The following is a 25,872-nucleotide window of genomic DNA, read 5'->3' as shown; positions in this document are numbered from 1 at the left end:
ATCAAAGTGCTAGAACAATTTAAACAGAAAATTACCTCATTAAGGCTCAGTAAGAATCAGGGCATGATGATTGGCATTGCCACCGCGGCTCTGATTACCGGAATTATCGTTTTCTCACTATGGCGCAGCACGCAAGGCTATGTGGCTTTATTTGGCGCTCAGGAAAATATTCCAGTTTCTCAGGTCGTAGAAGTCTTGGGCGGCGAGTCGATTAGTTACCGCATCGATCCGAACGGCGGTCAGATTTTGGTTCCTGAAAATAGTTTGGCGAAAGCGCGTATGGCATTAGCCGCTAAAGGAATCACCGTGATGGTGCCATCCGGCTATGAGCTGATGGATAAAGAGGCACTGCTTGGCAGCAGCCAGTTTATTCAGAACGTACGCTATAAACGGAGTCTGGAGGGAGAGCTAGCTCAGAGTATTATGGCGCTGGATTCCATTTCTCAGGCCAGAGTGCATTTGGGCATTAGCGAAGCCAGTTCCTTTGTGATTAATAATAAACCGGAGAATAGTGCTTCGGTTATCGTGCGTTTACGATATGGTCAGCATCTGAATGAAGAACAGATTGGTGCGATTATTCATTTAGTTTCTGGCAGCGTACCGGGCTTGAACCCGAGTAATGTACAGGTGATTGATCAGGACGGCGAACTGCTGTCGGGAAGCTATCAGTCCAATAATCCGGGGCTGGCCAGTATGAAGAGCCGCTCCGATATTTCAGGCCGTTTGCAGGCGGAAATTGAGAAAAACGTTGCCCATATTTTGGGGCCGTTGGTTGGCACCGGCAATTATCGGGTTAGCGTTATGCCGCAGCTTGATTTGAGTAAAATAAATGAAACTCAAGAGCGTTATATTGGTGATCCTCGGGTTAGCGATGAAAATGTTAATCAGGAAAATGCGTCTGATGATGCGGCACAGGGAATTCCTGGCGCATTGAGTAATCGACCGGCTAATCAAGCGAATAATAATGCTACTGCCTCTACTTCAATACGTAGCCAGTCGCAGCGTAAATATGCTTACGATCGTGATATTCGCAGCATCAATCATCCGGGCTTTAAGCTGGAGAAAATGACGGTCGCCATCATCCTGAATAAGGATGCGCCAGCCGTTGCCGGTTGGAATGATGAACAGATTGCTAAGCTCAATAAGCTGGTGGACGATGCAGCAGGTATCGATCGTCAACGCGGTGACTCGTTAACCCTGAGTATGATGGCATTTACAGCGCCATCGCCAATCGATGATGTGGCGTTGCCGTGGTGGCAGGATCCAAGCATTATTCGTTGGGCTGAGATGGGCGGCATTGGTTTGCTATCTCTGCTGTTCCTGTTCTTTGGTATGAATCCGTTAATTAAACGGTTAACCAGAAAAGAAGAGAATGTCCCGGCGTTAGCCGTTCGCCGAACAGGTGAAGACGGCGAAGAAGAAGATGATGAGTCAGAAAGCGGCAAAGGGCTTGAGCTACCGCGCGCAAGCTTCCAGGGTGAGGATAATCTCCCACCGCTGAGTTCTGGCCTGGAAACAAAAGTTGAATACTTACAGCTGTTAGCGCAGAGCGAAACGGACCGCGTAGCGGAAGTAATTAAACAGTGGATAAACAGTAATGACCGAAGCAACACAAACGCCAAGCAAGAGCAGTAAGTCTGCCAGCAGCGCCAACAACTCGCGTAATCGTCTGGAACAGGCGGCAATTCTGCTGTTGAGCGTGGGAGAAGAAGCTGCTGCTACGGTAATGAAAAAACTGACTCGTGAGGAAGTTATTCGACTGAGTGAAACCATGGCCAGACTGCACGGTATCAAGATCACTCAGGCCAGACAGGCGATGAATAGCTTTTTCCAGGACTACAGAGAACAGAGTGGTATCAATGGTGCCTCACGTTCCTATTTACAAAGTATTCTGGATAAAGCGCTGGGGGGCGAAATCGCTACCAGCGTGATTAACGGCATTTATGGCGATGAAATTCGCCATCGTATGGCACGCTTACAGTGGGTTGATACTCGCCAACTAGCGGCACTTATCGATCAGGAACATTTACAGCTTCAGGCGGTATTCCTGGCATTCTTACCGCCGGATGTGGCTGCGACTGTGCTGTCGTTCATTGAAGCGGAACGTCAGGATGAGATCCTGTATCGCATTGCCAAACTGGATGATGTTAACCGTGATGTGGTGGACGAACTGGATCGTTTGATTGAACGCGGCGTTGCCGTGCTTTCTGAACATGGTTCTAAAGTCAAAGGGATTAAACAGGCAGCGAATATCGTTAACCGTATTCCGAATAATCAGCAGCAGCTATTGGATCAACTACGTGAGCGTGATGAAGCGGTAGTGGATGAATTGAAGGATGAAATGTATGAATTCTTTATTCTCAGTCGTCAGACCGAAGCCACCATTCAGCGGTTGTTAGATGAAATTCCAATGGAAGATTGGGCGGTGGCATTGAAAGGCACTGAGCCGGTACTGCGCCAATCCATCTACAACGTAATGCCAAAGCGTCAGGTTCAGCAATTACAGCTGAGTACCACCCGTTTGGGTCCGGTACCGGTCAGCCGTATTGATCAGGTGCGTAAAGATATTATGGCGACGGTACGTGAATTGGCTGAGGATGGTGAGATTCAAATTCAGCTGTTCTCGGAACAGACCATGGAGTGATGTGATGAGTGACGGTCGCGAAAAGCTCAATTTATTAACCCAGAAAAATAGCCGTAATGCGGGAAAGTACCGCGTGCATCAGTTTCCACCTCTGCGTAAGCGTTGGGAAGTTTCTCTTAATGAGTCCCAAACGTTGGAACCGGCTGAATATCAGCAACAGCTGATGAACGGTTTTCAGGAAGGATTGGATAAAGGATTTGAACAGGGTGTTAATCAGGGTAAAGAAGAAGGCTATCAGGAAGGATTACGCCTTGGCTTTGAAGAAGGGCTGAAAAAAGGCAACAAAGAAGGCTCTCTCGAAGGCCGGGCAATGTTTGAGCGAGCAGCCGATCCTCTGGATGGTATGGTTCAGCAGTTTCAGACATTTCTGGATAACTATGAAGTTCAGCGCCGTACAGAACTGCTACAGTTGGTGGATAAAGTCACTCGGCAGGTTATTCGCTGTGAACTGGCGTTACAACCAACGCAGCTGTTAGCGTTGGTTGAAGAAGCGCTGGCAGGGCTACCAGAACAACCGAAACAAATTCGGGTACACGTTAACCCGGAAGAGTTTTCCCGCTTGAACGATGCCGAACCGGAGAAAGTCCGCGAATGGGGACTCACGCCAGATGCCAATATGGAGCACGGCGAATGCCGAGTAGCGACCGATACCACGGAAATTGATGTGGGCTGTCAGCATCGGTTGGATCAATGCATTGATGTGTTAAAAGAGAATTTGTTGCCGCCGGAAGTTGAACGCGAAACGGGAACGGGAACGATCGATGACTGATTTCTCCTCTTTGGATAAGGCGCTCAAGTCAATTGAGAGTATTAATCTGGCTCGGGTGGCCGGGCGTCTGGTACGGGTAAACGGCATTCTGCTGGAATGTGTAGGATGTCGGCTGGCTATTGGCCAGCGTTGCCGTATTGAAGGGGCAGATCATACGTTAATCGATGCGCAGGTCGTTGGTTTTGACCGAGACGTTACCTTTTTAATGCCGTTTAAATCGCCGATGGGTTTAATTGCCGGAGCACGGGTTTTTCCCTGTGAAAAAGAGCAGGATATCCAGATTGGCGATAGCTGGTTGGGTAGGGTGGTCAATGGACTGGGGGAACCGATGGATAACAAAGGTAAACTCAGCGGTGATACCCCTCTGTCTCCTCAACCGACGCAAATTCATCCGTTGACCCGCCAACCAGTCATTGAACCGTTAGACGTGGGAGTTAAAGCGATCAATGGTTTGCTGACCATTGGTAAAGGTCAGCGCGTTGGCTTGATGGCGGGTAGTGGCGTCGGAAAAAGCGTGTTGCTGGGTATGATTACTCGGCAGACTCAGGCTGAAGTGGTTATTGTTGGCTTAATTGGTGAGCGTGGCCGAGAAGTCAGAGAATTTATTGAGCACTCCCTGAAAGCTGAGGGCATGGCTAAATCCATTGTTATTGCCGCCCCAGCGGATGAGTCTCCGCTGATGCGTATCAAAGCAACTGAGCTTTGCCACACGATTGCTGCTTATTTTCGTGACAAAGGTAAGGATGTTTTGTTGTTGGTAGATTCCCTGACCCGCTATGCCATGGCTCAGCGGGAGATTGCCCTTTCCTTGGGGGAACCTCCAGCCACCAAAGGTTATCCGCCTTCAGCATTTGGTATTATTCCTAAGCTAGTGGAGAGTGCGGGTAACAGTGCCAGTAACGGTTCAATGACCGCGATCTATACGGTATTGGCCGAGGGTGACGATCAGCAGGATCCGATTGTTGACTGCGCCCGTGCGGTACTGGATGGACATATTGTTCTGTCGCGTAAACTGGCTGAATCCGGGCACTATCCAGCGATTGATATTGGTCAGTCGATTAGCCGTTGTATGAGCCAGATTACCGATAAAGATCATCAGAAATCAGCCCGGACCATGAAGCAACTGTATGCCACCTATATGGGCATTAAACCACTTATCCCACTGGGAGGCTATGTGCCTGGTGCCGATCCTGACGCGGATCGCGCAGTAAACCTGCATCCGGCGATCAGTCGTTTTCTGTGTCAGGAAACTGATGAAGCTGCGCCGCTGGGGAGTGTGGTGGAACAGTTGGGGAATATTAGTCGGGGATAATCCTGTTTTTGGTTTTGCTCTTTTTACTCAGCGTCTGAAATTTATGCGGTATTAAATTAGGAAACCTTGCATCATGGATCAAACCATCAAAACGCTGCAACTGCTAAAGCAACTACGTAGTCGAGCGGTGTCGGAATTGACCGGCCAGCTTTCCCAACAAAAGCAGCTTTGTCAGCGTTATCAGAACAATATTGATGCCCTGACTTCCCTGAATGACGATACCCAGGTTAAGCCGGGCGATTCACCGATACTGATGAATAATCAATCCCACTATAAAAATCATCTGCGTTATTTGATTAACTGGCAGCAGCAGGAATTTGCCATGGCGGATAATCAGGCCAAAGTTTTACAGGAAAATTTGGTTAAAGAAGCCTGCCGTGAGAAAACCGTTGAGCTGGTGTTGGATGAGCAAAAATCGGATATTGCACTGGAAGAAGATCGTAAACAGCAGAAAGTGACTGATGCACTATCGGCACAGTGTTGGCTGCGCGGACGTTAACTGCTTCATATTCTCCAAGTCACTCGATGTTGCCGAGTGATGATCTTTTCTACTGGTTTTGCCAGAGATATATTTATTTACCATATAAAAAAACAACGCTCAGCATAAGCTGAGCGTTGTTGGTTGATTGCGATAAGTTGGGGTTACCAGCTGTATTTCACGCCAATCTGGCCTGATACATCACGCTGCTCGCCAGCGGAAAACTGTTTACCTACGTTACCCCAGATACCGAAGCCTTTATTTAGCGCAACTTCAGCACCCACTTTTGCCTCATAGACGTTCTTGGCACTATTGAGTTTCATCGTACTGTTGTTAAAGGCAATACTATTATCACCTGCCTGATGCCACCAGTTAGTTTCCACAAATGGCTGAATGCTAACTGTAGATTGAGTCACTGGGCGTATGTAGGTACGCGCACCCAAACGGGTAGTGACATCCTGTGAATCTTTAGTTGTGACTAGGGTGCCGTTCTTTTCACGGTGTTTATCAGCGTCAAAGCTGGTGTAGATAACTTGAGCCTGAGGTTCGATAAACCAAGCGTAATTTTCGCCACGAGCCGCTTCGAAGGCATAGCCAGCCTCAACGGAAGCGCTGAAGGTTTTGCTGTCATACTCCTCTGTTGCCAGCCCATCACCTTTCACACTGTTGTTATAGCGGCCAAATTGTAGCCAGGTATCAATATAGGCACCGGTAGGTTGGCTGGCGCTCTGATACCAAGTACCGTAGAGTCCGGCACTATAACCATCCACGTCACCTTTGGCTTTGTAGCTCAGTACGTTAGAGTTAACGTCGGTTTTTGCGTGGCCGATACCCGCCATCACACCTAAATGGTAGCGGCTATCACCGTTGCTCCAGCGCGCCAGATCACCGCCCAACTGCAGAATATCGGTGGTGGTATCGACATCGATCTGTTTTGAGCCGGTATCCGCGGTGAAGTCATTACGCTGTACGCGCAACCAGACTGAGCCCGGGGTACCTTCTGAAGTACGCTGTGCTTCACTGAAATCCAGCTCACCTAAACGCTGATGCAGGGTATGACGGAACATATTGGTCGCTGCAAGCTGGTTACCCAGGTAAGCGCCGATCTCTGGACGGTAAAGGCTGGATGGTCGCACCGGCGGGCGTACTTTTTCCGGTACCACGGACCCAGGTATTTCAGTTTCGCCAGTCTCCGGTTTTTCAGGCTCGGTAGGCTTCGGTGGGACGATAACCGGTGCAGGCACTTCAGAACGCAGGTACCAGTTACCATCATTTGCCGTACTTTTTCCACCCTGAAATAACAGGTACTCATTAGTACCTGCGACTACACGCTCAGCGAGTGAGAATACACCATCAGAAGCGCCATTCACTTGAATGACCTGAATGCCGTCATTATGGGTGAAGTCACCGGTACCGCCGTTGTTATTGACCTGTAGGTAAGTATGACCAGATGTGTTGCCGTTAACGATCACTTTATCAGTCAATGAGTCATCGCTGCTTAACTGAGTTCTGATTCTTAGGGTGCCATTATCTGACAGATAATCACCATTAACAGTTAATGTATTAAACGTATTATCCAAACCGGTAAACATAATAGAACTGCGCGAGTTATTTAAATTGCTGATGTTGGAGTCACCGGCTAGCATCCATAAAGAACCATCCAGTAGCGTCACATTGCTGGTACCATCCGCAGCAGTGCGTACCGAACCATTTAGCTGGCTGCCATTTTCAAATAGAATATTTAACTTGCTGTTTGACAAAATATCCAGTGCAAGACCGCTCTCACTTACGCCAACTAACGAACTGGCATTGCGAACATCAATATCTGCTTCACCGTCTATAATTGCGCCAATACCGTTGTTAGAAATGATATGACTGTCGTCAAGCAGTGATAGCTGGTATTTGGTTGCTCCAGTATTGCCGCTATTGGGACCCATTAAGACAAATCCTGTTGCTTCCGCACCGTGAGTAGTAATTTTACTTCCTGTTAGCGTCATCGGCAGGGCATTCTTAACGACCAAACCATGGGCAAGCTCACAGTCGGTGGAAATGTTACTCTGCTGTAAGTCTATATTTGCACCATTGAGGGCATAAACGCCATAAGCGCTAACGCCAGAGGTATTGATGCTGCTTTTGTTCGCATGGATGGTACCGTTAGTGTCGGCGGAGAGCCCATAAGCGGCTGTGCCCAGAGTATATATTGCATCATTGTCGAGAGCGATATGACCACTGCGAGCGTATGCACCTGTACCATCAGCATTCATGGTTATAATCTGTGTCGTAGAGGTGTCAGAAAGATCAACCCGGCCGTTAGTCCCGCTAGCGTAGAGGCCATACCCGTTTGTGAGCATTGAACCGCCATTAATAGATATGGTTGTACCTGTGGTGGCCTGAGCACCAACTTGGGCTTCAATTTTGGTATTACCAGCGACGATCTGAGAACCAGCATATAGGCTAGCTAACCCGATCCCCGATGTTTTGATGGTACTATCAGTGATATTCAGTTGTCCCTGGCTGACAGCGTATACACCATATGCTGAGGTTCCCGTGCTTTCGATTTCACTGTTGGTGATATTTACCGTAGCACCAGCATATACGGCTTGTGCACCAGCAGCAGATGCGCCTGTCGCGATTAGCTTTGCGCCATTGACATTAACTTGACTCTGATCCCCTGATGCGACAACGGCATGTCTGTTGGTGCCCGAACTCTGGTAGAGACCACCAATGATATTTATTGCACCACCAGCGCTGGCGTATCCGGCAGAACTACCGTTACTGGTTGCCGATACGTTGGTAGCGTTCATAATGGTATTGGCTCCGCTAGCCTGTAGCGCAGAGTTTGTCGATGCTATACCAGAAGACGTAACGGTTACTGATTCAATCGTACAGCTGTTACCTGCACTCACGGTAACGGGGCCGGTACCGGTACAGGTATTGGTGGCGGCGCTGGCAGTAAAAGGCAGCATTAATAATAATGCGGCCGTTATCATACCATTTGATTGTACTGATTTTTTTCCGGATCTTGTCAGTTCAGATACAGCGATCCAAGATTGCAACGTGGTGTTCCAGACTAATGAATATATCTTGTTCATACTTTAACTACCTTAAATAAAAATAAAAAATATAGAAAAGTTGTTTCTGTTTGGTTTGGTAACAAATAAGCTTTTTTATTTGTTTGGAATTTTTAAATCATAATTTTAAATCCTCTGGATAAATCATGATGAAATAATTCTGTTTTAGATTAATTTGAATTAACCTATTTATTTGAAATTTATTTATATTGGCTTGAGGCTATGTATTACATTGAATCTTTTCGTTGTAATATATTGGCATGATAAGCTCAGCCCTTATGGTGTAACCTTTATTGCCAGACTTGGTAATGAAGTCATAAGGTACTCCTGTTGTAATTAGCTTAAGTTTCAATAGATTAATTACCTGCCATAACCGTGGTGAAGAAGACTTTAGATTAAAGTTATCCCAAACGTTGACTAAAATATCATTGTTTGATATCAGTTTGTTATCGGCATTCTCCAGCAAGTAAACCAATAGTCTCATCATGGTGCCTTTTAATTTAACTGTCCTGATTAACCTTTCGTTATGAGAGGCGGTTAAGTTCATTAAAATGTTATGATGAATATCTAAAAGTACATCTTTCCCGATATAATAACCGGAGGCTTTCTTTTCCATTTTATCCGTATAAACCATTTATTTATTTTAGATGACTTCAGGGCTAAATATTCTTATGAAGATTCATCGCTAATTTACACATGTATATAAAAACTATCAAACATGCAAAAACATAAACATAAAAATGTGTTTTTATTTCCTGCTTGATATTTAATTTTGTATATAAAAATTATTGAGAGTAAACATTCAATAAGATACTTAGGCTCCTTTCTGGTGTGGCTGTGTTTTCACTACAAAATAAATAAGAATTAAACGCTAAACTTTTACTTATGAAAGAGTATAAATCTATATAGTCATCATTCTTTAGCTCCATATTTAACTTGTTTGGCTGTTTTCTGTTCTAATGCTATGACTAGTAAACAGTTATATGTGTATTTTCTTGCTTTCTTCATTATCAACATCATTTATGCTGACGAAGAGAAGTAAGAGGGGGAGTATGCGTTATTTGCATCTTCCCCGACCTGACTGACAAACTGCTTACTGCCTGTCGGGATGCAATAAGATTAAGCTGCCAGTGCGCTTCTGGGTAGTGAACTTTGCTTAAGTAAGGAATAAAAAGAGTGGCGGGCTGAGGGATAATATTAATGCAGAGTAAGAGGTAAGTAGAATGGCGTATGTTTATCGCCGCTGAAAAAATCTTAATAAGATAAAATAACCTATCCACTGTGTCTTAATGACATTATTGATCTAGACTTAAATATCTTAACTGAATCTTAATCGTAAAATTGTTTTTACGTAAGTGGCTGTTAAATGGAAAAATCTTATCTAATTAATAATACAATCCTGTTCTATCCAGAACGTTCATTACTGGTTTCGCGTGATGACAGCAGTTCTGCTGTGACACTCAATATGCCTGCCAGCATGTGTTTTTTGTTATTGATTGAACGTCAAAATGGGGTGGTGACGCAGCGAGAGTTCTTTAAAGAAGTATGGGAAAACCACGGTAGCTATGTCACAGCCAATACCTTTTACCAGAATATTTCAATATTGAGGAAGGGGTTAAAGGCAGTCGGATTGCAGGAGGAATTGATAAAAACCGTACCAAAAATAGGGCTTACGCTATCAAAATCTGTCTCAGTCGTTGCGTATGAAGGCAGTCATGATACGCATGTCGCTGAGCCTGTTTCAACTGTAGAGTCTGTAGTTTCATCACCGATGTTGCCTCAGAGCAATATGATTGTTGGCCGGCGATTTCTTTGGTTATTAACGTGTTGTGCGGTATTCATCTTTTTCGGGTTATCTTGGTGGTCGTACTCAAGCTATATCGGTGAGGGTGAATATTTTTCCGATTATCAATATCTGGATAAGATAGGCGATTGTACTTTCTATGCCCGGGGGAAAAACACCAATAATTACATCACGTTTATTCAAGAGAATAAGGTAACCTGCCCCCCTGGCCACTTTTCTTATCTGACAATATATCGGACTGCGCCAAGAGTATCGGTGATAACTTGTGACAAAGCTATCTCTACTCACGGGGTCTATTGCGAGTCTAAATATTATATGAAGGCAGAAGATGATAACTAAACGGCAGGCTCTTACTCTCATTCTGGTGATAATGCTGGTGTTATCACCGTTGTTACCTAAAGCATATTATTGGTATCAGAACGACCATTTCTCTTGCGAAAGTAACCTCCAAGTGCTGTATAAAAATAATTTATTGAATGTTGTTTTGCATTACTCTTTCGAGGGAGGGGATGGGGAATTAGAAGTGACGGGAAATTTATCTGAGTCTGGGAAGGTCGCTGCCAATATTAATCGGAAAATTAATTTTTCATATCAACATGAAAATAACGTTTTTACCTTTTCGTCAAAAGAATCGTTTGATAATAATCCCCGGTTGGTTGAGCTATTAAGGCCTTTAGTACTGGATTTCTTCTTGCGAAAAGATACGGGGTATAAGATAAAGATCCATCGACTTAAAACGGGCGATTATATTTTTGAAAGTAATAACATACCGAACTATTACTGTGCGAAATCCTAAGCAGATGACTGATAGATATGAACGGCGGAGGCGGTAAATAAGCTTATGTCATCGTTAGTAAAATGACGATAAGCTTTTTTAGCCATGTAGCGGTAAACATGTTTAATGACCTATCAATCGGGAAACTATTTTTCCCTCATCAGATTAGCGCTGATAAATCGGATCTGGTTCATGACCTAAAATGGTATTCACAATATCCTGTTGCATTGTCAGGATATGGGCATTGCGCTCGTTTAGCTCTTTACATTCTCGTACTCGTAGCTCCAAATCATCCCACAGCGCTTTGGCTTGAATATGATGGGTGGCCGGTAGACGAGAAAACAAAAAGCGCATTCCTTCCGCATGAGGCGGGATGCACAGGTTTTTTAAAGTGGCCATACGTTTTTTAGTTGATTCAGCAAGCAGGTTATAAATCGTGGTCATATGCTGATTCAGCTCGTCGATCGCATCCGTTTTGCGTTCGATGATCATCGTATGTTGCTGCTTAAGCAGGTGAATAAGCTTGATATAGTACTTCCGATCGCTTTGGATCTCGGACAGTAGCTCTTTCACCTGCTCCTGTAATGTTTTCACTTAGGTTATCCCCGATAATATTTTTGTATTGCCGCAGCCAGTTCATCCGCGTCAATATTGATTTTGCCATCCTGAATAGCGGCTTTGATCTCGGCAACTTTCTGCAAATCAACTTCTGGCATACTGGCCAGCTCTTTTTGAGCTACCTTAACGGTTTCCGATAACGCTTCGTTAGCCTGTGATGCCACATTGCGTTTCTGAGCCGTTTCTGCGGTCGGCTGAGCCTTTTGATTTTGCGCTGTTGTCAAATGCTGGTGATTCATTTGAGTATGGGTGATTTTCATAACTCTTCCTCTGGCGTTTTTTCGCATAGTTTTGACCACGTGTTGCATTAAATGTTGTGAACATTTGCCTGGACATTGGCAACCCGAAAAATTTCACTTCATGTATATGCAACGTAACGCGCTTATTAATTATTTAAGCATGGCATAGTGCATAAAGCACTATACGTTTTGTTTCGGCTGTGGGTGATGTCCTCGCACCTGTTAGGTGTCGTTATCACTAGTCGCATGCCTTGCGTCGCACATATGAATCGAAACTATTTGGTGGAAGCCCCCCATATTTAAGGAAGATTTCCTTCATACTTTAGTTAAGCGACACGCCGTATTAAAAACTTTAATCCATCTTTACTCTTTTTCACCAAACTGATGGATTAATGGTTTTGATGCAAAATTATCAGATAATATTTTCACCTGATACAAACGGCCAAAATTCTGATTACTGCCCGGGTGCATACAGCATTCTGACTACGCCCATACCATCAACCACTGCGGTGACCACTTTCTTACTGCTAAGATTTTTGACTTTAATCATGTCGCCTTTACGGCCATTTTTCATTGCTTCGCCCATGGTACGCGCTTCAATACCGTCTTGAGAGGCAATCATAATAACCCGCTGACCGCGATTAACCAGTATAGGCTGTTCAAGCTGAGAAGGAATAATGGGCTGCAAGGGACGAATTCGGCGCTTGACCGTTAGGCCTACCGCTTCATCAGGGTTACTAATAAACCCATTGCGTGAGCTGCTGATATTGCGCTTTTTCATCTCAATATCTCCCGCGGTAATTTTTTCTCCGCGTTCGATAGTGTTTTTAGCCACCAGTACAGGCAGATAAATATCAGGCTTGACGGTAACGGCGACTTCCCATCCACTGCCATCTTCACAGCGAATATCGTAGCGAAGACGCGACAGCTCCATCTTGTTACCGGCCGGTGAAGAGGCTTTGAGCGGTGTCCGACACGCTTTATTACGACTCACATCGTTAGGAATGAAGACGTTAACTTTGCTGTTATATCCCTTCCAGCCTTTACGTTTGGCTATTTGAGCAATATCCGAACCCGCTTGTTCAACCGCGAGTGCGTAAACCTGTTTACGCGCTGAGTTGGATGATGGTGCGGCGCTGGCGGATGAAGCCATAGCGACAATATATAGCACCAGACTGAAGGTGATAAAAGTGGAAAACAGGAAGCGGTTTGCGCTGTCTGCTTTCTTCCTTTTAGGGAGGAAGCAGGCCTTCCCCTTTAATGATGGCATATCCATAAAACTCCTACTATTCACGCAGTTAAAAATGTGGCACGCATTTTGCTTAATGTATGCCTGTCCGTTGCAATAAATAACATCTACAGGAAGTTTCTTATGGGTATAAGTTTTGATAAAGCGTTGGGAGTTCATCCGTCGGCATTACAGCTTCGTCTTGCGAGGGCCGAGTTGCTGTCTGCGAATTTAGCCAATGTGGATACGCCCAACTTTCAGGCTAAAGATATAAATTTTGCGGCCGAAATGCAACGTACAAAATTTTCAACCGGCATGCACCGATCGCCAGAAACGATGTATCGCGTGCCGACCCAGCCGTCGAAAGATGGTAATACGGTTGCATTAAACGTTGAGCAGGCTGCTTTTTCTGAAAACAGTCTGGATTATCAAACCAGTTTAACTTTTCTCAATATGAAATTGAGTGGGTTAAAAAAAGCGATTGAAGGGAAATAACGATGTCCTTTTCCTCGATTTATCGAGTATCCGGCTCGGCCATGACGGCTCAGACTATTCGTCTTAATACCATTGCCAGTAACTTGGCCAACGCCGAATCACCCGCTGCATCTGAAGGTGCAGTTTATAAAGCGCGCCGTCCGGTATTTTCTGCCATTTACCAAAGCAGTGAATTAATGGCTAACCGGGCATCTGCGGGTGCCAGCGTTCAGGTCACTGATGTAGTGGAAACGGGTGGGGCGGTACAACGTTACGAGCCTGGTCATCCGATGGCCAACCAAAAAGGGTATGTGTATTACCCGGACATCAGCGTTGTGGAAGAAATGGCCGACATGATGTCGGCATCACGTAGTTTTGAAACCAATGTTGAAGTCTTGAATAACGTGAAAAGTATGCAGCAAAGTTTGCTGAAACTAGGAGAGGGATAATGTCGATCAACGTCGATAATACACGAAATTATAGCGGTTCAGGTAACGATCCCGGCGTGCAGAAGAACGACGGTAGCGATCTGAATAGCTTGTTTATGACGCTGTTAGTCGCCCAAATTCAGAATCAGGATCCATTGAATCCGACCGATGGTACTGAATATGTCAGCCAACTGGCGCAAATGACTCAGGTTCAATCAATGGAGACTATGTCTCAATTGATGAAGAACAATTCAGTCCTGATGGATAACCTTCAGGTGTTGTCTACCGCCGGTCTGGTAGGGCAATCCGTTATGGTGCAGACCGACAAAGTTCAGTTGGAAGATCAGCCGATTAACGGACGTATCACGCTAGGGCAGAGTGCTAATACGGTTAACATTATTGTTAAAGATTCAGCCGGAGTGGAACGCAAAGTTGAACTGGGGAAACAGGCTTCAGGACAGGTTGAGTTCACCATTGATCCGAAAGAGCTGGGTCTGGCCCCGGGCGAATATTCTCTGAGCGTTGTCACTGACGTAGGGGAAAAGAAAGTTCCGCTGGAAGTTGCCGGTACGGTTAACAACGTACGTATTCCGCTTGAGGGTGGTTCTGCATTGGTTAACGTTTCAGGACTGGGAGAAGTTCCTTTCTATAACGTCAGTCAGTTCGGCCCTAACGGCAAAACATCACCAGATAGTTCAAAACAAGGAGTTTAACGTTAAATGAGCTTTAATATTGCAAACAGTGGGCTGAATGCCGTCACTGAACAAATGAATTCAATCAGTAACAACATCGCTAACTCAGGTACCGTCGGCTATAAATCTTCACGTGCCGAGTTTTCCTCGATTTATGCTCAGTCTCAACCACTGGGTGTGTCCGTTAGCGGTGTAACGCAAAGTATTACCCGCGGTGGTGATATTACTGCCGGAACTAATCCACTGGATTTAGCTATCAGCGGTAATGGCTTTTTTGTGGTACACGATTCTTCCGGTGCTACCAGCTATACCCGTGCTGGCTATTTTGGCTTTGATAAAGAAGGCTATATCGTTAACAACACCGGTATGAAAATTCAGGGTTTCCCGGTTGATGGTAGCGGCAATTTACAGGTTGGTACCGTTTCCGATCTGCAAATCAGTACCGGTTCTATTCCGGCAAAAGCCACTGATAGCCTGAACTTTACCGCGAACTTTGATGCACAGGCTAAAGAACCGGTGAAGTCGCCTTTTGACCCGGCAGATAAAGATTCCTATAACCATTCTTATACGACTCAGGTTTTCGACTCTCTGGGACGTGAACACACCATGACTCAGTATATTGTTAAAACCAATGAAAATGAGTGGCAGGTTCATTACAGCGTTGACGGGACTTCTGTCGGTTCGCCGGTAGACATTAAGTTCGATCAGAATGGTGCGATGCTGGAGCCACTAGGCAATGTGATGGTTGATTGCCCGATTGCTGGTGCCCAGGATCTGAATATTGCCGTTAACTACGGTGGCAGCAGCCAGTATGGCTCAGGTTTCAGCGTTTCTAACAATTCCAGTTCTGGTTATGCTTCTGCAGAACGTACCGGTGTACAGGTTGATAAAGACGGTACTATTTATGCAACCTACAGCAACGGTGAACGTATGCTGCAAGGGCAGTTGGTATTAGCTAACTTTACCAATCCTAACGGTTTGTCACCAAGTAATGGTACTAGCTGGACTCAAACATCCGCTTCCGGTAACCCAGTACTGGGAACTCCAGGCAGTGGTTTATTGGGTGCAGTTCAGTCCTATGCGCTGGAAGGCTCTAATGTGAATCTGACGGCGGAGCTGGTCAATCTAATGACAGCACAGCGTAACTATCAGGCGAACACTAAAGTGATTTCAACCAATGACAGCATGATGCAGTCGCTGTTCCAGGCACTTTAACGAGTAAGTTATGGATCCATTAATTTATACCGCAGTGAGCGGCGCTAATCGTACGCTATCTCAGCAGCAGATTAGTGCGAATAACTTGGCGAATGCCAATACTCAAGGGTTTCGTGCCGATCTGGAGCAGGCGAACAGCCGTCAGGTCACCGGAACCGGTTTTGATACTCGCTATTTAGTGCAAGGGCAGAACGGCGGCGTTGATATGACGCCGGGTTCTATCCATCAAACCGGTCGTGAACTGGATGTGGCGATTCAAGGCAATGGCCTGATTGCATTACAAAATGGTGGTCGTGAGGTTTATACCCGTAACGGCGCCATTGAGATCGATCCGGATGGCAACTTAACTGTGGGTGGTTTGCCGGTATTAGGTGATGGTGGACCGATTGTCCTGCCTCCGTACTCTTCTGTCGCTATCGGGCGTGATGGCACCATTACCATTACGCCGGATGATGGTGATATGTCCGCTGCGATGGACGTTGATCGGATCAAACTGGTGGATATTCCAGCCAATCAACTGAACAAAAACGAGACCGGGCTGTTGATTTCCAACAACCGTGCCGCTGCGCGCAGTGAAATGGTGCAGGTAGTGGGTAAGCATCTGGAGAGTAGCAACGTGTCAGCCATTACCGAAATGGTGTCTACCGTTTCGCTCAATCGTCAGTTTGAAGCACAAATCAAGATGATGAAGGCCGCGGAAGAGTTGGCTCAGGCCGGTAATAAACTGTTGCGTAATAGCTAAATATCGGGTGATGGCGTTTCAGATTAAGAGAAACGTAACGGTCACCATAGATTAAGGAAAGTAGATATGAATCCTGCATTATGGATTAGTAAAACAGGTTTGGCAGCGCAAGATGCCAAAATGAGCGCTATCTCCAATAACCTGGCCAACGTGAATACCACCGGCTTTAAACGGGATCGCGTGATTTTTGAAGACCTGTTTTATCAAACGGCTCGGGCACCCGGTACCCAAATGGATCAGCTTAATGTTGCGCCATCAGGTATCCAATATGGTAGCGGCGTTAATATCATTGGTACCCAGAAGCAGTTTACCGTCGGTAGCATTCAAACCACTTCACAAAATCTTGATGTGGCAATCACCGGTCAGGGTTTTTTCCAGGTGGAAACGCCGGATGGCGATATGGCCTATACCCGTGCGGGGAACCTACAGGTTAATGCTGACGGGACTATTGTTACCGCTCAAGGCTTACCGATTGTTCCTCAAATCGATCTGCCGCCGAATACCTCGTCAATCACCATCGGTACTGACGGTACGGTTTCTGCCATTGTGGCCGGTGATACCGATCCGGCTGAACTCGGGCAGATTACGCTGGTGAACTTTATTAATCCGGCCGGTTTGCAGGCGATTGGCGGCAATATGTACAAAGAAACTGCCGCCAGCGGTGAAGCTACTGAAGGAGTGCCGGGTGAAGAGGCATTTGGTCAGTTGAAACAGGGTGCCTTAGAAGGTTCCAACGTTCAGGTGGTTGAAGAAATGGTGGATATGATCACCGTACAACGCGCCTATGAGATGAACGCCAAAATGGTGTCAGCATCGGACGATATGTTGAAGTTTATTACTCAGACGCTGTAATCCTGTGGATTTAACATATGGCGTACTGAGGTACGCCTTCCCTTACGGAAACAATGCTGTCGTTAATATGATGAAAAAAATAGTTTTTTTACTGTGTGGTCTACCTCTGTTACTGGTTCTTGCTGGCTGTGAAAGCCCGGCAATGTTGGTGAAGAAAGACGATGCAGAATTTGCACCACCAGAGAATTTCTCCACCCAGTTACCGCCGGTGAGCGGTGGTGGGCTCTATCAGACCGGTTATAACTGGACGCTGATGCAGGATCGTCGCGCCTATCGCGTTGGCGATATTCTGACGGTGAAACTGGATGAGTCGACTCAGTCCAGCAAGCAGGCCAAAACCAATTTTGGCAAGAAAAACGATGTCACTATCGGTGCACCTGAAGTATTCGGTAAGACATTCGATAAGTTAAGTGGCTCGGTATCCGGTGACCGTAACTTTGGTGGTAATGGCGCCAGCCAACAACAGAATATGTTGCGTGGCTCAATCTCCGTAGCAGTGCATCGGGTGATGCCCAATGGCGTGTTAGAGATTCGCGGTGAGAAGTGGCTTACCTTGAATCAGGGTGATGAATATATGCGCGTTACCGGGCTGGTCAGGGCCGAAGACGTGGAGCGGGATAATTCTATTTCATCGCAGCGTATTGCCAATGCCCGTATTTCTTACGCCGGGCGTGGGGCGCTTAGCGACGCGAATGCCGCTGGATGGTTCACTCGTTTCTTTAACCATCCGCTGTTCCCGATTTGATTATTTATCTGACTAAACAGAAAACAGGTACACACTATGTTAAGGATTAAACGCTCGCTGTGGGTAGCAATGACCGTTTTGGTGATGGTTTCACCAACGGCATTCAGCCAGACGGTTGGCAATTTGGTAGACATTCAGGGGGTTCGTGGTAACCAACTGGTGGGATACAGTCTGGTGGTGGGTCTGGATGGTACTGGTGATAAAAATCAGGTGAAATTTACCAGTCAGTCCGTCACTAATATGTTGCGTCAGTTTGGCGTGCAGATGCCAGCCAAGATTGACCCGAAAGTGAAAAACGTCGCGGCGGTAGCTATCAGCGCGACACTGCCACCGATGTATGCGCGTGGTCAGTCGATTGATGTGACGGTTTCATCCATTGGTGATGCCAAAAGTTTACGCGGTGGAACGCTACTGTTAGCACAGCTGCGCGGTGCCGATGGTGAAGTTTATGCGTTGGCTCAGGGTAATGTTGTGGTTGGCGGCGTTAGTGCACAGGGCAATAGCGGTTCCAGCGTGACGGTGAATACCACCACTGCGGGTCGCGTACCCAATGGTGCCAGCATTGAACGTGAAATTCCCAGCGACTTTCAGAGCAACAATCAAGTCATGCTTAATCTGAAGCGTCCAAGCTTTAAAACAGCCAACAATATTGCCGTGGTGATTAATCAAGCGTTTGGTGAGAACACCGCAAAAGCGCAAAGCGCGACCAATATTGCGGTGACTGCGCCGATGGATCCTAGCGCCAGAGTCTCTTTTATGTCGATGTTGGAAGAGTTGAAGGTTGAATCCGGTCCGCAGAAGGCGCGCGTGGTGTTTAATGCGCGTACCGGAACGGTTGTGATGGGGGAAGGTGTTGTGGTACGGGCTGCGGCTGTGGCACACGGTAATCTTTCCGTCACCATTAATGAGCGTCAGAACGTTAGTCAGCCGAACTCTTTTGGCGGTGGTCAAACGGCAGTCACGCCAGAAAGTGATGTTAACGTGACTCAGGGCGGCGCGCATATGGTTACGGTTCCTGCCGGTACCAGCCTGAAATCTATCGTGAATACCATTAACAGCTTAGGTGCTACCCCAGATGACGTGATGTCGATTCTGCAATCGCTGCATGAAGCTGGTGCGTTGGATGCTGAGCTGATCGTTATTTAAGGAGAGCGGAATGGTTAATTCAATATCAGGTTTCGGCGCGGTAAATAATACGATTGCCGGTGACCTTAGCGGTACAGCTCGGCCAGAAAGTTTGGAGCAGGCGGCTCAGCAATTTGAAGCGTTATTCTTGCGTTCTATGTTACAGCAGATGCGTAAGGCTGCCGATGTATTAGCGGCTGATGATGACCCATTTAACAGCAAACAACAGCGGATGATGCGTGAACTTTATGATGATACGTTAGCGACATCGCTGGCGTCTCAGCGCAGTGGCGGCATTGCTAATATGTTGATTCAACAGCTCGGCAGTAAAGATGTTAAATAAGGGATTTAAGTTCAGTGAAATTTTGTCGCTCTAATTAAGCGACAAACTGAAAACGATGCGATGACCCGATTGCTGCTGCTGGCTCAGGGAACGATATAACGTAGGATAACAGTATGAGTATGATAAATATTGCTTACAGTGGTGCTCAGGCTGCGCAGTCGCAGTTGAATACCACGGCGATGAATACGGCCAACGCCTATACGCCAGGCTATAGTCGTCAGCGGGCGGAACAGAGCGCACTGGTTGGATATGGTATGTCGGCGGGCAGTGGTGTCGAAGTGACCAGCATTCGCCGTATTTCCGATCAGTATCTGGTTAATCAGCTATGGCGTTCTCATAGTGAGAACGGCTATTACTCCATGAACCAACAATATGTTGGTGCGTTGGAACAAATTATTGGTTCTGAAAGTACCGGTCTGGGCTACGGACTGGATAAACTCTTTGCATCTATGAATTCAGCAACCAGCAAGCCGGATAATCGTGCACTGCGTGAGCAGGTGATTAATGAAGCTAAAGCCACGGCAACCCGCTTTAACAGCATTAATGAGTTTATTAATACTCAGCAGCAGGGGATTACTACTCAGCGCGATGCGACGATGACCAGCATTAATTCCATGAGCAGCAGCCTTGCGGAGTTCAATAAGCAAATCAGTGAGCTGGAAGCTAAGGGATACAACGCCAACGCGTTGCGCGATGAACGTGACCAGATGATTAATGAGTTAAGTAATCTGGTTGAGGTTCGTGTGACGGAAGCGGGTGATGGTACGTTGACCATTGCGTTGAAAGACGGCCAACCGCTGGTGAGTGGCAGAAACTCATCTACCTTACAAATGGGCGTTGATGGCAGCGGTAATCCTGCCATGCAGTTAACTTTCTCTGGTACGACATTTGGTGTCGATATGTCTACCGGTGGACAGTTGGGAGCACTGCACGACTATGAAACAGGTACGTTGGCAGAAATGCAGTCCACCGTAGCCAGCATGGCGAAAAGCATCGCTGAAAATTTCAATGCGCAGTTGGCAAAAGGCTATGACCTGAATGGACAACCGGGTAAGCCACTGTTTACCTTCGATCCGAATAATCCAAAAGGCATGCTACAAGTTACTGACATAAGCTCAGATGAATTAGCTTTTTCTTCGGCAGATGATGAAGAAGGTAACGGTGAAAACCTGCAGGCGCTGATTAATATTAAAAATGAAAACATGCCGATTGATGGCTTGGGCAATATGAGCCTGAGTGACGCCAGTGCCGCTTTAGTGAGTAAGGTCGGTATTGCCAGTCGTCAGAATCAGGTTGAACTCAGGGCTGCTGGTGCGGTGCTGCATGAAGCTCAAACCCAACGCGATAGTCTGAGTGCGGTAAATTTGGATGAAGAAGCGGTTAATCTGTTGGTTTATACCCAGGCTTATCAATCGAATCTGAAAGTTATCGCCACTGGCGATCAGATTTTTTCTGATTTACTGGCGTTGTTCTAAGACAGTATTAAGCCCTTGTTTTGTCAGGTGTGGCTGACGACATAAGAGCAGGAAATAGCTCAGCAGTCACGGGAGCCTGAAATGAATAATAAAGGAATAATTAAATGAGAATCAGTAGCTTACACACATCATCAGCGATGCTAAGAAGTATCAATAATAACTCAATCGCGCTGAATAAAACCATGGAGCAAATGTCCCAAAAGAAACGGGTGTTGGTGCCTTCAGACGATCCTATTGCCAGTACGCGTTTGGTTCAGTTAAGTCGTGAACAGGCGGCGATTGGTCAGTATAAGAGCAATATTACTGCGGTTTCCGGTAGCTTAGCGCAACAAGAAACGCATATGGATGCGATAAATAAACAGCTGCTTTCTTTGAGAGATAAGCTGCTAACCGCTTCTAATGCCACCAATACCGCTAAAGATATGGATGGCTATGCCAGTGAAATGCAGGCGATGTTGGACTCGGTTGTCGCAGAGCTGAACACCAAAAGCGAAGATGGACGTTATATTTTCTCTGGTACTAAAACTGGTGTGCAAACCGTAGTGTTTGATGAGGCTTCCGGTAAGTACGTTTTTCAGGGCAATAATAGTCAGCGTGAAACCACGGTAGCTAACGGCATTGATATTAAAGAAAATACCACCGTGGGTGATGTGTTTTTCGATGGAAGTCACGACCTTCTCAATGATCTTAATTCGTTGGTTGGCAAGCTAAAAGATCCAAATACTGACTTCAGTTCTGAAGAGTTTTCCGATGCAATGAAGAACATGATTGATACGGTTGATGATGCTTATGATGCCGTGAGTTCAAAAGTTACCGAGCTGGGTGGGCGTCAGAATACGCTGAGCATGCTGGGTGATGCCCATACTGATGTGGCGACTTCAAATGAGCTGGTTCAAAAGGATCTGTCCGAGTTGGATTATGCTGAAGCCTCTATCAAGTTAAAGGGTTATATGGTCGCGATGGAAGCTACTCAGGCAACCTACGTACAAATTACCAGACTATCGCTGTTTGATGCGATTTAACCGAGCGGGTTATGCAAGTAGCTTTACAATCACCCAATAGTTTTAGTTCCACTTCCCCGCTTTCGCGGGGACAGGTTTCTCGTACGGCTGGCGTTGGGCAAGTTACCGGAAGTCGCCCGTCAGACTTTCCCGATTCCCCCTTTATTTCTACTCGGCCATTACGCTATAACGTTCAGCTTAATGAGCAGCTAACGTCTGTCCAACAAGCGGATAATTTTTTGCGTAAAGTGGAGAATCATCTGTTGGCTTTGCGCCAAGGTGTGTCGTCCAACGGTGCCGTGAGTGCCGCTAAGCTGCAAAAGCATGCTGATAGCCTGACATCGCTGATGGATAAGCGTAATGCATATTCTGGTGGCACAGTAGACCGTCGGTTGAATGCGGTATTGGGTGAGAAACAGCCTCAAGTGAATTTCTCGCTACAGGGAATTGGCAATGTGTTGCAGAAGCCAGAGGGAGAAACGTTAATTTTCTCATTGGCGGGTACCAAGCGCGATATTGCCGCGGTGACGATTCGAGAGAATAGTTCACCTTCGCAGGTACTGAGAAGCCTTAATCTTGGATTAGGTAAGTTTGGCGTTCAGGGAAAATCGGTTGATGGTAATCAGGTGGTTTTTGCAGTTAATGAGAGCCAATGGGAGCGGGTATCTGAGCATTTAAGCGTCAGAGGTGAAGGACAGCGTTATCCTGATGGGGTCTTTTATCCGCTGAAGGCCGTGGCTGAACCTGCACCGGAAGATACGATTCGTAAGGTTAGCGATAACCTGTCTGGTGCCCGATCTCAGTTGAGAGATATCCAGGGCATTTTGGAGCAGGTGAATGGCCAGCGTCGACAGCTTATGCAAATTAAAGACAATGTGCGTTCGCGTATTGACGGTATGGCAACCTTTCAGAATGAGGGAGCCGCGTTGCAAGCTTCAGCGATTCTGTCTGATAAATTGAGTTCCGGAAGTAATGATTTTAGCACCGTCACTCAGGCACTTGGTGGTCAGGCTAATGTTCGTAGCCTAACGGTAAGAAACTTGTTGGGTTAAGGGAATAACAAGCTAAAACAACCTCCGTTATTCCGGTGAAAACTAACCCCCTTCGTCATGCTGGTGAAAACCAGCATCTAGGTTTTAGATTAATGACAACGTTTGGCCTAAGGGTGAGATGATTCGCTGCGCTCCCCCTTCGGGCCATCACTATGTGAATGTTTACTTCGCCTACGGCTATGCGTTCCAGCTTTCGCTGGGATGACAAGATTAGTGATGGGATCTCGAGGTAACTAACAGATTTACAAAGTAAATATTGAGATGACAGAGTGAATAAGTCATTACCTATAAAGTGAACATACTCAAGTAAACGGTATTATCCCATCAGATTGCTTTTTTCTTACCGATTAACCATTTTTATTGCTAGCTGGTGCTGCTAGTGGCTTGGGCGCAAGTACTTGTAATATATTGCTTCCTTTAGGATGAACAAACAGCAGGCCATTTTGTGTTACAACCAGTTGATCGGTTTCAGTTGCGTAGCTATTTATTAGCAGTGGCTCCCGTTTTGAGCTGTCCATTACACTATCAATGAGCTGGTCAGGCATCGGATTGTAGTAATAAATGGTGGAAAATTTAAAACTGTTATTTCCACTAACCTGAGTATCCAGAACCATTCTTCCTTTGATGATTAGTCGGCTGTTCTTTGGAGTGGTCACGTTAACCAGAATATCCTGCATACCAGGATAGAGCCGAACGTCATAAACCTCTTCTTTTTTTGACAGCAGATCGTAGAAACCAAGTTGCGACTCAAGATCCATATCTTTTAGGATTTCACTATCCTGCACTTCTGGTGAATTAGCGGAAGCTATATTAACCAGCGATAGGCTAATTGCTACCAGACCAGACACAAGTACCAGGCCTTTAATTATTACACGTAGCAAGCTCATTAAGTTTTCTCTCTGTTTCATGGTAAATCAGTGTATTCAGTCGTTCGTTATTAATACGCCAGTGGTAAATATTCATGCTGAGTTCTTTGTGTTCACAACTGGTCTTTATAGAAATAGTGTAATGCAGTATTGAATCAGTCGCCCGATAATAGACATCGAGTGTTGCATTACTTTGGCGTAACTTACCATTTATGTTGTTCAGCGATTCTTTCAAACGTTCCGGTACGCTGTAAGAAGCCTGACTCAAAGGTATTGAGCTTTTCGACACCTGATAAAGATTAATGTGATCGTAGGGCTGATTGACTTCTTTATTGATCACCATCCCCTGAGGTGGGGATATCGGCGCGTTGGGATTAAAGAAAAATACGCCAATAGCAAAAGCCAGTGCCGCCATGACAACAGCACCAATATAAAACGGATATCTTCTACGTCTGCTTGGTATTTTGCTGATGATGGTGGCAGTCGCGGATGAATTAAGATTGCCCGCCTGATGCTCGGTGCTTTGCTCTTCTCCCTGATGGTTTTCCAAACATTGCTCAAGTTCCATACTTGTCGCTTCAGGAGCGGGTGTATCACTCAATGTGTTAGAGAGTGGTTCATCATCAGCGATATCCGGATTACTTGGGGCTTCCTGCTCTTGATATTTGCAGAACTCTTTTTCCAGTAAGTAACCTTTCTTGGGAATGGTTTTGATGACTTTTTGATTTTTGCCATCATCGTCCAAAGCCGCTCTTAATGCATGGATAGCATTTGGCAGGCTATTGTTACCAATAACGCGTTTTTCCCAGACCAGACTGGTAAGCCGCTCTCTGGAAAGAACGACGCCAGCATGCTGGGCTAATGTATCCAATAATTTCAGTTGGTATTCACCAAGGCGTTTAACTTCCTTTGTTTCCTTGTGGATGATGGAACCCGACTCATGATCGATTAGCCAACCATTGACGAAGCAGTGCATGTTATTATCTTTCATGTTTAATGAGGTAAAAACCTTTTTTGTCGCGTCTTAATGATGCTCTATCGTTAATAATTAGAACTAAAACGGCAGGAAAGAGAAAAATAGAATTCTTTTATAGCCATTTTAATATCAGTTTATTTACCGGTGAGTCCGTTCTGAAGGAGGAATAGCAGGGGTTATAAAAACTCTTACAGAGATAGATGTTAAGCGTTATGAACAATCAATGTAAGATTAATGCTGGTTTTTCCTAAGCTGAATCCTATAGCCGTTATGTCTATATTTTTACTTTAAACCTTTGAAATAATCAACCTGACTCAAATAATATTTTATTAATAGTTGTAACTAAATAATATTCTCATCATTAATCTTCGCGATTTTTATATCTAAAAACATTGATTTTTAATTTATCATCTTGAAAAAAAAGGATATTAATTATTAATTAATATGTGTGATGATTGTTGTTGTCATTTGGCGGAATGTTTTCTGGATGTTCTTTTTTTGTTAAAAATATTTTTTTTGAAATTAATGTGAAAATTAATATAAAAAATAAATCGATTTTATTTTATTTGAGCAAGACTATTTCTATGATAAAAATCGAATAAACCATATAAAAAGTATGGTTATTTTAACTATTTATAATGGAAAAATACGATTTTCACCTAAATATGAAGCTACTTATTTGCCAGAGAGTAAATCTTTTTTTATCTTTTTATCGGCTTTAATTTGGGTAACGATTTTTTCGTAACGTTATGACTGGCGATTATTAGTGTTAGTTTACTAACTGCTTAAATGTTCTTATTTCTTGTTTTTTTATTGTAGATTCTACTGGTTATTTTTTTGCTGTTTTTTATACGCTACATTGTGTATTAAGCTCGTCAAATAACGTGAATACATTAGAATTTGTGGGCTTACTGCTCCAAATACTTGGTTTGCTGGTGAGTTATGCTC

The 25,872-nt window shown here is 45.4% G+C and carries 26 protein-coding genes; 19 read left to right on the top strand and 7 right to left on the bottom strand.

What is annotated here, in order from left to right; all coding sequences use genetic code 11:
• Positions 1 to 6: 6 nt before the first annotated feature.
• From fliF to fliJ, 5 genes are all read left to right on the top strand, one after another.
• Positions 7 to 1,635, top strand: coding sequence for a flagellar basal-body MS-ring/collar protein FliF (gene fliF / locus BMZ28_RS00915; RefSeq protein WP_074820116.1), 1,629 nt, complete (start codon positions 7 to 9; stop codon positions 1,633 to 1,635).
• Entirely contained in the window at positions 1,598 to 2,644 is a 1,047-nt protein-coding gene (locus BMZ28_RS00910) for a flagellar motor switch protein FliG (RefSeq protein WP_047780116.1), read from the top strand. Before fliF ends, BMZ28_RS00910 begins: the two co-directional genes overlap by 38 nt.
• 4 nt (positions 2,645 to 2,648) lie before the next feature.
• Positions 2,649 to 3,413, top strand: coding sequence for a flagellar assembly protein FliH (fliH, locus tag BMZ28_RS00905; protein WP_047780117.1), 765 nt, complete (start codon positions 2,649 to 2,651; stop codon positions 3,411 to 3,413).
• The gene (gene fliI / locus BMZ28_RS00900; RefSeq protein WP_047780118.1) at positions 3,406 to 4,725 is read left to right on the top strand and encodes a flagellar protein export ATPase FliI; all 1,320 of its coding nucleotides are present in this window, start codon (positions 3,406 to 3,408) and stop codon (positions 4,723 to 4,725) included. The genes fliH and fliI overlap by 8 nt, the downstream gene beginning before the upstream one ends.
• 73 nt (positions 4,726 to 4,798) lie before the next feature.
• Positions 4,799 to 5,224: a flagellar export protein FliJ gene (fliJ, locus tag BMZ28_RS00895; protein ID WP_047780119.1), complete on the top strand. Its 426-nt coding sequence runs from the start codon at positions 4,799 to 4,801 to the stop codon at positions 5,222 to 5,224.
• A 143-nt stretch (positions 5,225 to 5,367) separates the two neighbouring features.
• Here the strand turns inward: fliJ and BMZ28_RS00890 are convergent, their stop codons facing one another.
• Together BMZ28_RS00890 and BMZ28_RS00885 are read right to left on the bottom strand one after the other, a co-directional pair.
• On the bottom strand, positions 5,368 to 8,295 hold the full coding sequence (locus tag BMZ28_RS00890; RefSeq protein ID WP_074820114.1) for an autotransporter outer membrane beta-barrel domain-containing protein: 2,928 nt from the start codon (positions 8,293 to 8,295) through the stop codon (positions 5,368 to 5,370).
• Between the two features lie 199 nt (positions 8,296 to 8,494).
• Complete coding sequence (locus BMZ28_RS00885) at positions 8,495 to 8,890, bottom strand: winged helix-turn-helix domain-containing protein (RefSeq protein ID WP_053007522.1); 396 nt, start codon at positions 8,888 to 8,890, stop codon at positions 8,495 to 8,497.
• A 750-nt stretch (positions 8,891 to 9,640) separates the two neighbouring features.
• Between BMZ28_RS00885 and BMZ28_RS00880 the strand changes: the two genes are divergently transcribed.
• The gene (locus tag BMZ28_RS00880) at positions 9,641 to 10,417 is read left to right on the top strand and encodes a winged helix-turn-helix domain-containing protein (protein ID WP_074820112.1); all 777 of its coding nucleotides are present in this window, start codon (positions 9,641 to 9,643) and stop codon (positions 10,415 to 10,417) included.
• Entirely contained in the window at positions 10,407 to 10,874 is a 468-nt protein-coding gene (locus tag BMZ28_RS00875; protein WP_074820109.1) for a YqeJ family protein, read from the top strand. The genes BMZ28_RS00880 and BMZ28_RS00875 overlap by 11 nt, the downstream gene beginning before the upstream one ends.
• A 144-nt stretch (positions 10,875 to 11,018) precedes the next feature.
• Here the strand turns inward: BMZ28_RS00875 and flgN are convergent, their stop codons facing one another.
• The 3 genes from flgN to flgA form a co-directional block, all read right to left on the bottom strand.
• The gene (flgN, locus tag BMZ28_RS00870) at positions 11,019 to 11,447 is read right to left on the bottom strand and encodes a flagellar protein FlgN (RefSeq protein ID WP_074820106.1); all 429 of its coding nucleotides are present in this window, start codon (positions 11,445 to 11,447) and stop codon (positions 11,019 to 11,021) included.
• Positions 11,448 to 11,452: 5 nt separating this feature from the next.
• On the bottom strand, positions 11,453 to 11,731 hold the full coding sequence (flgM, locus tag BMZ28_RS00865; RefSeq protein ID WP_047780125.1) for a flagellar biosynthesis anti-sigma factor FlgM: 279 nt from the start codon (positions 11,729 to 11,731) through the stop codon (positions 11,453 to 11,455).
• 433 nt (positions 11,732 to 12,164) lie between these two features.
• Positions 12,165 to 12,980: a flagellar basal body P-ring formation chaperone FlgA gene (flgA, locus tag BMZ28_RS00860; RefSeq protein ID WP_136655860.1), complete on the bottom strand. Its 816-nt coding sequence runs from the start codon at positions 12,978 to 12,980 to the stop codon at positions 12,165 to 12,167.
• 102 nt (positions 12,981 to 13,082) lie between these two features.
• Between flgA and BMZ28_RS00855 the strand changes: the two genes are divergently transcribed.
• The 12 genes from BMZ28_RS00855 to BMZ28_RS00800 all read left to right on the top strand — a co-directional run bounded on the left by BMZ28_RS00855 (position 13,083) and on the right by BMZ28_RS00800 (position 23,082).
• On the top strand, positions 13,083 to 13,433 hold the full coding sequence (locus BMZ28_RS00855) for a flagellar basal body protein (protein ID WP_047780126.1): 351 nt from the start codon (positions 13,083 to 13,085) through the stop codon (positions 13,431 to 13,433).
• A gap of 2 nt (positions 13,434 to 13,435) precedes the next feature.
• The gene (gene flgC / locus BMZ28_RS00850; RefSeq protein WP_047780127.1) at positions 13,436 to 13,861 is read left to right on the top strand and encodes a flagellar basal body rod protein FlgC; all 426 of its coding nucleotides are present in this window, start codon (positions 13,436 to 13,438) and stop codon (positions 13,859 to 13,861) included.
• On the top strand, positions 13,861 to 14,553 hold the full coding sequence (flgD, locus tag BMZ28_RS00845; RefSeq protein WP_074820104.1) for a flagellar hook assembly protein FlgD: 693 nt from the start codon (positions 13,861 to 13,863) through the stop codon (positions 14,551 to 14,553). The genes flgC and flgD overlap by 1 nt, the downstream gene beginning before the upstream one ends.
• Positions 14,554 to 14,559: 6 nt before the next feature.
• Positions 14,560 to 15,747 (top strand): flagellar hook protein FlgE, encoded by a 1,188-nt coding sequence (gene flgE / locus BMZ28_RS00840; protein ID WP_047780129.1) that lies wholly within the window; start codon positions 14,560 to 14,562, stop codon positions 15,745 to 15,747.
• Positions 15,748 to 15,757: 10 nt separating this feature from the next.
• Positions 15,758 to 16,489, top strand: a complete 732-nt coding sequence (flgF, locus tag BMZ28_RS00835; protein WP_047780130.1) for a flagellar basal-body rod protein FlgF — start codon at positions 15,758 to 15,760, stop codon at positions 16,487 to 16,489.
• A 66-nt stretch (positions 16,490 to 16,555) separates the two neighbouring features.
• A complete protein-coding gene (gene flgG / locus BMZ28_RS00830) occupies positions 16,556 to 17,341 on the top strand; it encodes a flagellar basal-body rod protein FlgG (protein WP_047780131.1) in 786 nt (261 codons plus the stop codon).
• A gap of 70 nt (positions 17,342 to 17,411) precedes the next feature.
• Entirely contained in the window at positions 17,412 to 18,086 is a 675-nt protein-coding gene (gene flgH / locus BMZ28_RS00825) for a flagellar basal body L-ring protein FlgH (RefSeq protein ID WP_074820595.1), read from the top strand.
• A 69-nt stretch (positions 18,087 to 18,155) separates the two neighbouring features.
• A complete protein-coding gene (locus BMZ28_RS00820; RefSeq protein WP_269471918.1) occupies positions 18,156 to 19,232 on the top strand; it encodes a flagellar basal body P-ring protein FlgI in 1,077 nt (358 codons plus the stop codon).
• Positions 19,233 to 19,242: 10 nt separating this feature from the next.
• On the top strand, positions 19,243 to 19,554 hold the full coding sequence (locus BMZ28_RS00815; RefSeq protein ID WP_047780133.1) for a rod-binding protein: 312 nt from the start codon (positions 19,243 to 19,245) through the stop codon (positions 19,552 to 19,554).
• A gap of 113 nt (positions 19,555 to 19,667) precedes the next feature.
• A complete protein-coding gene (flgK, locus tag BMZ28_RS00810; protein WP_074820101.1) occupies positions 19,668 to 21,029 on the top strand; it encodes a flagellar hook-associated protein FlgK in 1,362 nt (453 codons plus the stop codon).
• A 104-nt stretch (positions 21,030 to 21,133) separates the two neighbouring features.
• On the top strand, positions 21,134 to 22,051 hold the full coding sequence (gene flgL, locus BMZ28_RS00805) for a flagellar hook-associated protein FlgL (RefSeq protein ID WP_074820099.1): 918 nt from the start codon (positions 21,134 to 21,136) through the stop codon (positions 22,049 to 22,051).
• An 11-nt stretch (positions 22,052 to 22,062) separates the two neighbouring features.
• Positions 22,063 to 23,082: a hypothetical protein gene (locus BMZ28_RS00800; protein WP_074820097.1), complete on the top strand. Its 1,020-nt coding sequence runs from the start codon at positions 22,063 to 22,065 to the stop codon at positions 23,080 to 23,082.
• 347 nt (positions 23,083 to 23,429) lie between these two features.
• On the opposite strand, the gene BMZ28_RS00795 is transcribed toward BMZ28_RS00800, so the two are convergent.
• Positions 23,430 to 23,969, bottom strand: coding sequence for a hypothetical protein (locus BMZ28_RS00795; RefSeq protein WP_074820096.1), 540 nt, complete (start codon positions 23,967 to 23,969; stop codon positions 23,430 to 23,432).
• Positions 23,944 to 24,924, bottom strand: coding sequence for a transcriptional regulator (locus BMZ28_RS00790; protein ID WP_074820592.1), 981 nt, complete (start codon positions 24,922 to 24,924; stop codon positions 23,944 to 23,946). Before BMZ28_RS00790 ends, BMZ28_RS00795 begins: the two co-directional genes overlap by 26 nt.
• Positions 24,925 to 25,872 lie beyond the last annotated feature (948 nt).

The organism is Pragia fontium DSM 5563 = ATCC 49100 (assembly GCF_900112475.1).
Classification (GTDB): domain Bacteria; phylum Pseudomonadota; class Gammaproteobacteria; order Enterobacterales; family Enterobacteriaceae; genus Pragia; species Pragia fontium.
The sequence above is the reverse complement of the archived record's forward strand: the minus strand, read 5'-3'. Positions and strand labels throughout refer to the sequence as shown.